This is a genomic window from Actinocrinis sp. (assembly GCF_035938995.1).
In the GTDB taxonomy this organism is placed as follows: domain Bacteria; phylum Actinomycetota; class Actinomycetes; order Streptomycetales; family Catenulisporaceae; genus DASZGI01.
This window is the reverse complement of record NZ_DASZGI010000192.1, coordinates 23991-35408: the sequence shown is the minus strand read 5'-3', so window position 1 is coordinate 35408 and position 11418 is coordinate 23991. Positions and strand designations below refer to the sequence as shown.

At 69.4% G+C, this 11418-nt stretch carries 9 protein-coding genes and 1 tRNA gene; 1 reads left to right on the top strand and 9 read right to left on the bottom strand.

The genetic code is table 11. The annotated features are described in order from the left end of the window. Positions 1-658: M3 family metallopeptidase (locus VGZ32_RS13870; RefSeq protein ID WP_326886414.1), on the top strand; the 658-nt coding region annotated here is incomplete at its 5' end. Positions 659-712: 54 nt separating this feature from the next. Here VGZ32_RS13870 and VGZ32_RS13865 read toward each other — a convergent pair. The 9 genes from VGZ32_RS13865 to serA all read right to left on the bottom strand — a co-directional run bounded on the left by VGZ32_RS13865 (position 713) and on the right by serA (position 11239). Then, positions 713-784 (bottom strand) — tRNA-Gln (locus tag VGZ32_RS13865). Positions 785-941: 157 nt separating this feature from the next. Then, complete coding sequence (gene gltX, locus VGZ32_RS13860) at positions 942-2456, bottom strand: glutamate--tRNA ligase (protein WP_326886413.1); 1515 nt, start codon at positions 2454-2456, stop codon at positions 942-944. A 15-nt stretch (positions 2457-2471) separates the two neighbouring features. Further along, on the bottom strand, positions 2472-3275 hold the full coding sequence (locus VGZ32_RS13855) for a fumarylacetoacetate hydrolase family protein (protein ID WP_326886412.1): 804 nt from the start codon (positions 3273-3275) through the stop codon (positions 2472-2474). Positions 3276-3375: 100 nt separating this feature from the next. After that, positions 3376-4953 carry a citramalate synthase gene (cimA, locus tag VGZ32_RS13850; protein ID WP_326886410.1) on the bottom strand — a complete coding sequence of 526 codons (1578 nt, stop codon included), beginning with the start codon at positions 4951-4953 and terminating at the stop codon, positions 3376-3378. Between the two features lie 220 nt (positions 4954-5173). After that, a complete protein-coding gene (locus tag VGZ32_RS13845; protein WP_326886409.1) occupies positions 5174-6448 on the bottom strand; it encodes an MFS transporter in 1275 nt (424 codons plus the stop codon). 112 nt (positions 6449-6560) lie between these two features. Further along, positions 6561-7655 (bottom strand): branched-chain amino acid aminotransferase, encoded by a 1095-nt coding sequence (locus tag VGZ32_RS13840; RefSeq protein WP_326886407.1) that lies wholly within the window; start codon positions 7653-7655, stop codon positions 6561-6563. A 160-nt stretch (positions 7656-7815) separates the two neighbouring features. After that, on the bottom strand, positions 7816-8922 hold the full coding sequence (locus VGZ32_RS13835; RefSeq protein ID WP_326886406.1) for a 3-isopropylmalate dehydrogenase: 1107 nt from the start codon (positions 8920-8922) through the stop codon (positions 7816-7818). Positions 8923-8951: 29 nt separating this feature from the next. Continuing rightward, positions 8952-9179 (bottom strand): hypothetical protein, encoded by a 228-nt coding sequence (locus VGZ32_RS13830; RefSeq protein ID WP_326886405.1) that lies wholly within the window; start codon positions 9177-9179, stop codon positions 8952-8954. Positions 9180-9652: 473 nt separating this feature from the next. Next, positions 9653-11239 carry a phosphoglycerate dehydrogenase gene (gene serA / locus VGZ32_RS13825; RefSeq protein WP_326886404.1) on the bottom strand — a complete coding sequence of 529 codons (1587 nt, stop codon included), beginning with the start codon at positions 11237-11239 and terminating at the stop codon, positions 9653-9655. Between the last annotated feature and the right edge of the window lie 179 nt (positions 11240-11418).

Here is an 11418-nt window from a genome sequence, read left to right as displayed (position 1 = left end):
CGAGGAGGTCAATACACTCTTTCATGAATTTGGGCACGCGCTGCACGGGCTGTTCTCGGACGTGCGGTACCCGAAGTTCTCCGGGACGCAGGTGCCGCGGGACTTCGTCGAGTACCCCTCGCAGGTCAACGAGATGTGGGCAGTGTGGCCGGAGGTGCTGGCGAACTACGCCAAGCACTGTCGGACGGGCGAGCCGATCCCCGCGGAGCTGCTCGAGCGGATGAAGGCGGCGGAGAAGTTCGGGCAGGGCTTCAGGACGGTGGAGTACCTGGCCGCGACGCTGCTGGACTGGGCCTGGCACACGATCCCCGCCGGAGTCGATCCGGGCGATCCGGAAGTCTTCGAGCGGGAGGCGCTGCAGCGGGTGGGCGTTGCCATGGACGTGATTCCGCCGCGGTATCGCTCGACGTACTTCGCGCACTCGTTCGCGTACGACTACAGCGCCGGCTATTACTCGTACATCTGGAGCGAGGTTCTGGACGCCGACACCGTCGAGTGGTTCAAGGAGAACGGCGGCATGACGAGGGTCAATGGCGACACGTTCCGAGAAGCCGTGCTCTCCAAGGGCGGGAGCGTCGACGTGATGGCGGCGTTCCGGTCGTTCCGGGGGCGGGATCCGGAAATCGGGCCGCTGTTGGAGAGAAGGGGTTTGGCGTAGGGAAGGCGCAAAAAGCGATCGGCGCGGATGATGTCCGCGCCGATCGCTTTTGTGCTGGGGTACCAGGACTCGAACCTAGACTAACGGAGCCAGAATCCGTCGGGCTGCCAATTACCCCATACCCCAAAGCTGGCATCAACTCCGCATCAGCGGGACCGAAGTCCTCACCGGGGCGGCGTCGCCCGACCAACTTTAGCGGACGCCGCCCGGGGGCCCAAATCAGTAAGGAGAGGGAAGCGGCAACGCTTCGGGGGACGGGGTGGAAGGGGGGAAAGGGAGGGGTCTAAGGCAGGGCGGCGCGCAGGCGGGACAAGGTGCGCTCACGGCCGAGCAGTTCGAGGGACTCGAACAGCGGCGGCGAGACCCGGCGGCCGGTGACGGCGACGCGGATCGCGGTGAACGCCACCTTGGGCTTGAGTCCGAGGCCGTCGATGAGGGCGGCGCGCAGGGCTTCGTCGATGGATGTGGAGGTCCAGGTGGGGAGGGTGTCGAGGGCCGCGAGGGCCGCCTGGAGGACGGGGACGGCATCGGGGGTGAGCACCTTGGCGGCGTCAGCCTCGTCGACGGTGAAGGCGTCCTCGGAGACGAAGAGGAAGCCGACCATGCCGAGCGCGTCGGACAGGACGACCATCCGCTCCTGGATGAGGGGGATGGTGGCGAGGAGCGTGTTCCACTCCTGGTCGTTGGCAAGGTGGCCCTCGGGGGCGTCGCCCTTGAGCAGGCCGGCCTCGGCAAGGTAGGGCAGGATCCGCTTGGCGAGGTCCTCGGGCGCGAGCAGGCGCAGGTGTGTCGCGTTGATCGCTTCGCACTTCTTCAGGTCGAAGCGCGCGGGGTTGGCGGAGATGCGCGTGCCGTCGAAAGCGCCGATGAGCTCGGCCTTGGTGAAGATCTCCTGGTCGTCGCCGAGCGACCAGCCAAGAAGCGCCAGGTAGTTCAGCAGGCCTTCCGGCAGGAAGCCGCGCTTGGGGTAGTAGCTGAAGGCCGCTTCGGGGTCGCGCTTGCTGAGCTTCTTGTTGCCCTCCCCCATGACGTACGGCAGGTGGCCGAACTCGGGGACGCGGTCGGTGAGGCCGAGTTCGATCAGGGCCTCGTGCAGCGGGATCTGGCGGGGAGTGGAGGAGAGCAGGTCCTCGCCGCGTAGCACGTGGGTGATCCGCATAAGGCCGTCGTCGACCGGGTTGACGAGCGTGTAGAGGGGTGAGCCGTCGGCGCGCACGAGGACGTAATCCGGGACGTTCTCGGGGGCGAAGGTGATCTCGCCGCGGACCAGGTCGTTCCAGGCGAGCGGCTTGTCGGGCATGCGGAAGCGGAGCACGCTGGTGCGCCCTTCCGCCTTGTACTTCTCGATCTGCTCAGCGCTCAGGTTGCGGCAGGTGCCCTCGTAGCCGGGGGTGCGCTTCTCGGCGGTCGCTCGCTCGCGGGCGGCTTCGAGTTCCGCGGCAGTGCAGTAGCAGTCGTAGGCGTAGCCGCCTGTCTTAAGGCGCTTGGCGACGTCGGCGTAGATCTCACTGCGCTCGGACTGGCGGTAGGGGCCGTACTGTCCGCCTACCTCGGGGCCCTCGTCCCAGTCGAGGCCCATCCACCGCATCGTGTCGAGCAGCGCCGCATACGACGCCTCGGTGTTGCGCGCGGCGTCGGTGTCCTCGATACGGAAGACGAAGGTTCCGCCGTAGTGGCGCGCGAACGCGTAGTTGAACAGCGCGGAGCGCACCATGCCGACGTGCGGGTCGCCGGTCGGGGACGGGGGGAAGCGGACGCGGACGCCGCTGTCGGTGCCGGTCACGGTACTGCCAGTCACTGCGGGTCCTAGTCCTTAATCGCGGCTGACCACTCGGTTGGTCAGCGTGCCGATGTTCTCGATGGTCACGGAGACGGTGTCGCCGACGTGGAGCGGGCCGACCCCGCTTGGGGTGCCGGTGAGGATCACGTCCCCGGGCAGCAGCGTCATCGCCTCGGACACGTGCGCCACCAGCGCGGCCACGTCGCGGATCATCTGGGAGGTGCGGCCGGCCTGCTTCAGCTCGTCATTGACGGTACAGGTGACGGACAGGTCGGCGGGATCGATTTCCGTCTCGATCCAGGGGCCGAGAGGGCAGAAGGTGTCGAAGCCCTTTGCTCTCCCCCACTGCTTCTCTGTCTGTTGAAGGTCGCGGGCGGTGACGTCGTTGGCGCAGGTGTAGCCGAGGATGACGTCCTTCGCCCGGTCGAGGGGGACCTGCCGGCACAGGCGGCCGATGACGACGGCGAGCTCGGCCTCGTGGTGGACGTCCTTCGAGATCTCCGGGTAGGCGATCGTCTCGTTCGGGCCGATCACGCTGGTGGACGGCTTGAGGAAGGTGATCGGCACGTCCGGCACCTCGTTGCCCAGCTCCCGGGCGTGCTCGGCGTAGTTGCGGCCGATCGCGGCGATCTTGCTGGGCAGGACCGGGGCGAGCAGGCGCACGTCGTCCAGCGGCCAGGCGCGGCCGGTCGTCTGCGGGTTCGGGGTGAACGGGTGGCCGTCCAGCTCGGCGATCACCATCGTCTCGGGGCGGTCCGGCTCGCCCTCGACCACGCCGAAGCGCACGGCTCCGGCGTCTGAGGCGGTGTCAGGCAGGGAGAATCTCGCGATGCGCACGCCCCGAGCCTACCGGGAGGCGACGGCGATCACGTTCCGGAGGCGCGGAGGCCCGGCGTTCACGGCATGCGCGGCGGCCGGCGCGCAACCCTGTCGCGCGTCACTTGCGGGCGCGCAGCAGGCCGAACGTGACGGCGTCCACGATCGCAGTCCACGACGCGGCGACGATGTTCTCCTCGACCCCGATCGTCGACCACTCGTCGTCCCCGTCGGAGGTGGTGATCAGCACCCGGGTGCGCGACTGGGTGCCGTGGTCGCCCTCGAGGATGCGCACCTTGTAGTCGATCAGCTCCAGCCGGGCCAGCTCCGGGTACAGCTGGCCGAGGGCCTGGCGCAGCGCCTCGTCGAGCGCGTTGACCGGGCCGTTGCCCTCGCCGGTCGCTATGATCCGCTCGTCCTTGGCGTGCAGCTTGACCGTCGCCTCGCTCACGTGGCGGCCGTCCGCGGTCTGCTCGACGATGACCCGCCAGGACTCGACGGTGAAGAAGCGCGCGGGTTCGCCGCCGAGCTCGCCGTGCAGGAGCAGCTCGAAGGAAGCGTCGGCGGCCTCGAAGGAGTGCCCGGCGGCCTCGAGCTCCTTGACCCGGTTGGTGATCCGGGTCAGCACGCCGCGATCTTCGGACAGGTCATAGCCCAGCTCACGACCCTTGAGCTCGATGTTGGACCGGCCGGCCATCTCGGAGACCAGCATCCGCATATCGTTGCCGACGCACGCCGGGTCGACGTGCTGGTACAGGTTCGGGTCGGCCTTGATCGCAGAGGCGTGCAGACCGGCCTTATGCGCGAAGGCCGAGAAGCCGACGTAGGGCTGCTTCGTGTGCGGGGCGACGTTGGTGACCTCGGAGATGGCGTGCGCGATTCGGGTCATTTCGGCCAGGGACTGCGGGGGGACGACCTCGCGTCCCTTCTTGAGCTGAAGGTTGGCGACGATGGTGAACAGGTTCGCGTTCCCGGTGCGCTCGCCGTAGCCGTTGGCCGCGCCCTGCACGTGCGTCGCTCCCGCGTCGATCGCGGCGAGCGAGTTGGCGACCGCGCAGCCGGAGTCGTCGTGGCAGTGGATGCCGACGCGCGCGGACGTGGTCTCGATGACCTGGTGCACGACGTCGCCGAGCTCGCCCGGCAGCATCCCGCCGTTGGTGTCGCAGAGGGCGACGAGGTCGGCGCCCGCCTCCATCGCGGTGCGCACGCATTCCAGCGCGTACGCGGGGTTCGCGCGGTAGCCGTCGAAGAAATGCTCGGCGTCGACGAAGACCCGGCGGCCCTCGGCGACCAGGTGCTCGACGGTGTCCCGCCACATCGCGAGGTTCTCCTCGAGCGTGGTACGCACGGCCAGTTCGACGTGGCGGTCGTGCGCCTTGGCCACGAGCGTCACGATCGGGGCTCCGGATTCGCGCAGGGCGGCCACCTGGGGGTCGTCGGCGGCCTTCAGACCGGCCCGGCGGGTCGCGCCGAACGCAGCCAGCTGCGCATGTTTCAGGTCCAGCTCTGTTTGAGCACGCCTGAAGAACTCGGTGTCCTTGGGGATCGCCCCGGGCCACCCGCCCTCGATGAATCCGACGCCGAGGCCGTCGAGGTGCCGGGCGATGGCGAGCTTGTCCGTCACGGACGGGCTCAGGCCCTCCTGCTGCATGCCGTCGCGCAGGGTCGTGTCGTAGACGTGGAACTCGTCGCTCGCCATGTCGCTCCTCGCTGTCTGACGCTAAAAAGCAAAAGACCCCTCGCGGGTCGCGAGAGGTCTGCGCATCTGCGGCGGGCTGTTCAAATCAGCCCTATGCGGATGCGCCGCGGCTAATGATGACGCGCCGGGCTGCCATGGTCCCCGAGTCTGCCACGGTGTCGCGGGTGTGAACAACCTGTATCGGCATGTGGACAAATTCGGGCGACGCCCGGGCGCGGGCTCAGGTCTGCGGGACGTCCCGCATGCGGCGCAGCGGGGAGAAGACGACGAACAGGCCCGCCGCCCAACCGCCGATCACGCTCACGAACAGGGTCGGGCGCAGGCCGATCGCGGTGCCGAGCGCGCCCCCGAACAGCGCGCCGATCGGCATCGTGCCCCAGACGATCCAGCGGACCGAGGCGTTCATCCGGCCGAGCAGCTCCGGCGGGCAGATCGCCTGGCGGTACGAGACCTGTGCGACGTTGTAGACGACGGCCGACATCCAGAACGCGACGTACCCGAACGCGAACATCAGCAGGCCCCAGCGCGGCTGGGAGAACGCGATGAGCAGGCCGAACGGACCGGAGATCATCTGCGAGAGCCAGATGATGCGCGCCGAGCCGACCCACTTCGCCAGCCGTCCGGCCAGCGTCCCGCCGAGCAGGCCGCCCACCGAGCCGAGGGTGAACACGAGGCCGACCTCGGTCGGGGTGGCGTGCAGCGAGCGGATCAGGAAGACGATCTCGACCGCGCCCAGCGACGAGGAGAAGAAGTTGCTCGACCCGGTGCAGGCGACGATCTTGCGCAGGATCGGGTGTTTGACGACGAACTGCAGCCCTTCGGCCATGGCGGCGCGGAAGGTGACCCGCTCGGCGCGCGGCTCGTCCTCGGCGCGCGGCTCGGGCTTGCGGATCAGCGCGAGCGACAGGGTGCTGACGGCGTAGGAGATCGCGTCCGCGCTGATCGTCTTCGCGGCGCCGATGAACCCGACCAGCGCGCCGCCGAGGGACGGGCCGACGAACTGGGCGATCGACTGCGTGGTGCCGAGCTTCCCGTTGCCGTCGACCAGCTGCTCCTTGTCGATCAGCACGGGGAGGTAGCTCTGGTAGGCGACGTCGAAGAACACGGTCAGGACCCCGACCGCGCCCGCGACGGCGTACAGCTGCCAGAGAGTCACGTGCCAGAGGATCGCGGCGATCGGGATCGAGCCCATGAGCAGCATGCGGGCGAAGTCGCACCACAGCATGAGCCCGCGCTTGCGGACCCGGTCCACCACGACGCCGGCGGGCAGCGCGATCAGCAGGAACGCCAGCGAGCTGAGGAAGTTGAGGACGGACACCTCGAAGGTGGTGGCCTTGATGACGGTCACCGCGAGCAGCGGCAGGGCGAGTTGGGACACGGAGGAGCCCATCTCGCTGATCGTCTGGCCACCCCACAGAAGCAGGAAGTCCCTGTGTCGCCACAGGGACTTCGGGGCGACGGTGGATTGCTCCGCGGTGCTCGCGTCTGCCGTCATGCGCGGACCCTCGCACTCAGGGGGCGCGAGTGCAACTGAATTGTTCCCGTGACACCGCGGGGCGCCGCGGAGGCGTTCAACTCAGCCGGTTTCCGATCAGGCAGGTGCCTCATCAGGGGATTTGGTGAAGCCAGCCGTGCTTGTCCTCGACCACGCCGCGCTGGATGCCGAGCAGGTGCTCGCGCATCCGCAGCGTCACCGGGCCGGGGGTGCCGTCGCCTATGGCGAACTCGCCGTCCTTCGACTTGACCGAGCCGAGCGGCGTCACGACGGCGGCGGTTCCGCAGCCGAAGACTTCGGAGAGCGTTCCGGAGGCGGCGTCGGCGCGCCACTGCTCGACCGTGATGCGGCCCTCTTCGGCTGGGATCCCCAGGTCCGCGGCGGCCGTGAGCAGCGAGTCGCGGGTGATGCCCGGCAGCAGGGAGCCGGACAGCGCCGGGGTGAAGAGGCGGGCGTCGGCGCCGGTGCCGTAGACGAAGAACAGGTTGTTCGAGCCCATCTCCTCGACGTAGCGGTGCTCGTGCGCGTCGAGCCAGCAGACCTGGTCGCAGCCCTCGTCGACGGCCTGGGCCTGGGCTAGGAACGAGGCGGCGTAGTTGCCGGCGCACTTGGCCTCGCCGGTGCCGCCGGGCGCGGCGCGCACGTAGTCCTCGCACAGCCAGACCCGCACCGGCTTGACGCCGCCGCTGAAGTACGCGCCGGCCGGGGACGCGATCAGCATGAACAGGTACTCGCCGGCTGGGCGGTTGACCCCGAGCCCGGTCTCCGTGGCGAACATGAACGGGCGCAGGTAGAGCGACTTCTCCGGGTCGTTGGGCACCCACGCGGCGTCCTGCCGCACGAGTGCGTCGATCGCGCCGAGGAAGAGTGCCTCAGGCAGTTCGGGCATGCCCATGCGGCGGGCCGAACGCTTAAGGCGCGCGGCGTTCGCGTCGGGGCGAAAGGAGGCGATGGTGCCATCGGCCTGCCGGTACGCCTTGAGTCCCTCGAAGATCTCCTGGCCGTAGTGCAGCGCGGCGGTGGCGGGGTCGAGCTCGATCGGGCCGTACGGGCGCAGTTCGGCGTCGTGCCAGCCCTGGCCGGAGGTGTACTTGACGGTGACCATGTGGTCGGTGAAGTACCGCCCGAAACCGGGGTCGGCGAGAAGTGCGTCCCGCTCGGCCGCGGCCAGCGGCTCGGAGGTGGGCTTGAGCTCGATGGTCGTCATCGGTGAGTCCTCTTCTTCGGGGTCGACCGGCGCCTGAGCGTCCGTGTCGCCTGCGTCCTACCGTGACGGCACCCACGAAAAAGGGCTGGCACTGCGCTGGGCCCGTCACACTGACTTTTCTCGCCTAGTGAGACGGTAACCCAGAATGACTACCGTCTCATTAGCCCGCTCGGCCTACGGCCGCAAGTACTCGGGCCGCGATGGCGTCGCCTACCGCGCCGGTGCTGCGTACGCAGAGCCCGGCGCGTTCGGCTAGATCAGTCTCAACGGCGGCCTCGATCGCGTGGGCCGCATCCGCTAGAGCCGCGTCGCGCCCGGCCAGATGGTGCAGCAGCAGCGCGCCGGAGAGGATCGCCGCGGTCGGGTCGGCCTTGCCGGTGCCGGCGATGTCCGGGGCGGAGCCGTGCACCGGTTCGAACATCGACGGGAACGCCCCGGCCGGGTTGATGTTCCCGGAGGCGGCCAGGCCGATGCCGCCGGTCACGGCCGCGGCGAGGTCGGTGATGATGTCGCCGAACAGGTTGTCGGTGACGATCACGTCGAAGCGCTCGGGCGCGGTGGTGAGGAAGATCGTGGCGGCGTCGACGTGCAGATAGTCGGTGGCGACCTCGGGGTGTTCGGCCGCGACCGCGTCGAAGACGCGCTTCCACAGGTGCCCGGCGTACACGAGCACGTTGTTCTTGTGCACGAGGGTGAGCTTCTTGCGCGGGCGGCTCTGGGCGCGGGCGAACGCGTCGCGCACCACCCGCTCGATGCCGAACGCCGTGTTGACCGAGACCTCGGTGGCCACCTCCTGCGGCGTGCCGGTGCGCAGCGAGCCGCCGTTGCCGGTGTACGGACCCTCGGTGCCCTCGCGCACCACCACGAAGTCGATCGGCGTTTCGGTGCGCAGCGGGCCGGTCACGCCGGGGTACAGCCTCGACGGCCGCAGGTTGACGTGGTGGTCGAGGGCGAAGCGCAGCTTGAGCAGGAGTCCGCGTTCGAGGACGCCGCTGGGGACGGTGGGATCGCCGACCGCACCGAGCAGGATCGCGTCATGGCGCTTGAGGCGCTCGAGGGTCTCGTCGGTCAGGGTCTCGCCGGTGGCGTGCCAGTGCCGGGCGCCGAGGTCGTAGTCGGTGGTCTCCAGCTTGACCGCCGGGGGCAGGGCCGCACGCAGCACTTTGACCGCTTCGGCGGTGACCTCGGGTCCGATCCCGTCACCGCCGATCACCGCGAGATCGAGGACGGTGGCGGGGGCGCCTGACGACGCTGTCGGGGTGGCCATGCGCACGAGACTACTGTGCGTCTCGCCGCTCAAACACCGACCGTCCGGGATGTGGACCTGCGCAGCCGCCGGGCCTCGTCGCGCGCCGAGCGCGGGTCCGGGATCTTCTCGGGCGACACCGCGGGAGCGCCGACACGCCGCTGGTCGTCGTCGCGCCAGTCGTACGCGTCCTGCAGGGCGCGCCGGGCCAGCGCGTGCATGTCGCGGTCGTCGGGGCCGGCCGCCTCGCGGAAGCCGAAGTCGGGGTGCTCGTCCATCTCGTGATCCGTCCCTCGCCGGCCTGGGCCGGCTTCGTTTGCTCGCCTCGGGTACGGACACCGCGGGCTTGTGGCCCGTGCTTCGGTCCTTTTCCTCGTTTCTCGGACTCACGCTCCGGCGCGGGGGTGTTGCGCCGAGCACTTACTTGGAAGTCCTAGCATCCGAAGGTACCCGCCCCGCCGGGGGTTTGTCTCGTACATTGCTTGGACGTCCTACTATCTGAGACGCCAATCATGCCGATATTTTCGCCGTCGAAGAACCAGCACAGAAACCGCTGAAGCGGTTTTGCGGCGCTGCGCGCTCTCGATGTCGCCTCGGCGCGCGGTGCAGCCGGACCGCCGCTCTCCTCCTGCTGCGCACCTCAAGTATGACGAGAACCGATTGAACGAAGCTTGAGCCCGGCTCAAGCGCGCGAAAGGGCCCTGCCTCCCGGCGGAAGACAGGGCCCTTCGTCGCTTCGCTTCTCCGGACGCTACGGCAGGGAGACCGCGCGGCCCCAGGAGGCGCCGATCGCGTCGGCGATCTCGGCCAGCACCTCCGGCGAGATGGCGGAGTCCACGGCCAGCGAGACCAGCGCCTCGCCGCCCTTGGCGTTACGGGAGACCTGCATGCCGGCGATGTTGATGTCCGCCTCGCCGAGCAGGCCGCCGATGACGCCGACGACGCCGGGGCGGTCGACGTACTGGAAGAACGCCGAGTGCTCGGACAGCGCGAGGTCCACCGTGAACCCGTTGATATCGACGATCTTCTCGACGGACTTCGGGCCGGTCAGGGTGCCGGAGACCGAGACCACCTCGCCGTTGGCCAGGGTGCCGCGCACGGTCACCACGTTGCGGTAGTCGGGCGACTCGGAGGTCGTGGTCAGCCGCACCTCGAGGCCGCGCTCCTGGGCCAGCAGCGGGGCGTTGACATACGAGACCGAGCCCTCGACGACGTCGGCGAAGACGCCCTTGAGCGCGGACAGCTCCAGCACCTTGACGTCGTGCTGGGTGATCTCCCCCGCCACCACCACGTCGAGCTGCTGCGCGGCGCCGCCGGCGAGGCCGGTGAACAGCCGGCCGAGGTTCTCGGCCAGCGGGAGCCCGGGGCGCACGTCCTCGGCGATGGTGCCGCCCTGCACGTTGACCGCGTCCGGGACCAGCTCGCCGGCCAGCGCCTGGCGCACCGAGCGGGCGACCGCGATGCCGGCCTTCTCCTGCGCCTCGTCGGTGGAGGCGCCCAGGTGCGGGGTGACGACGACCGAGTCCAGCTCGAACAGCGGCGAGTCGGTACACGGCTCCTTGGCGTACACGTCGATGCCCGCGCCGGCGACCCGCCCTTCCTTGATCGCCGAGGCCAGCGCCGCCTCGTCGACCAGGCCGCCGCGGGCGACGTTGATGATCCGCACGGTCGGCTTGACCTTGCGCAGCGCCTCCTCGCCGATCAGCCCGATCGTCTCCGGGGTCTTCGGCATGTGCACCGTGACGAAGTCCGACTCGGCCAGCAGCTCGTCGAGGGTGACCAGCTTCGCGCCGATCTGCGCCGCCTTGCCAGCCTGCACGTAGGGGTCGTAGGCAAGCAGCTTCACACCGAACGGGACGAGCCGGGCGGCCACCAGCGCGCCGATGCGGCCGAGGCCCACGATGCCGATGGTCTTGCCGTCCAGCTCGATGCCGGTGTACTTCGACCGGGCCCACTTGCCGCCCTTGAGCGCGGCGTTCGCGGCGGCCACGTTGCGGGCGCTGGCCAGGATCAGCGCGACGGTGAGCTCGGCGGCCGAGGTGATGTTGGAGGTCGGGGCGTTCACGACCATGACGCCGGCCTTGGTGGCGGCGGCGATGTCCACGTTGTCCAGGCCGACCCCGGCGCGGGCGATGACGCGCAGCTTCCTGGCCGCCTCGACCGCCTCCGCGTCGACCTGGGTGGCCGAGCGCACCAGGATGGCGTCCGCGTCGGCGATGGCGGGCAGCAGCGCGGCGCGGTCGGCCCCGTCGCAGTGGCGCACCTCGAAGTCGGGCCCGAGGGCCTCGACGGTGGCGGGGCTGAGCTCTTCGGCAATGAGAACCACGGGTTTGGGCACGGCGGAAATCCTCCGGTCGTCCGTCAAGGGGTAACGGAATTGCGCCCGGGTCCACCACGCTGTGGTCCTGGCTGGGGTCTGAGCGTCGAGCGGCTGTTTGAAACGACTGGCGCACCGTTGTGTTAACGCGAGGTATCGTCCCGCCGCCCACGGGCCATGGTACAGATTCGGCGGCCAGA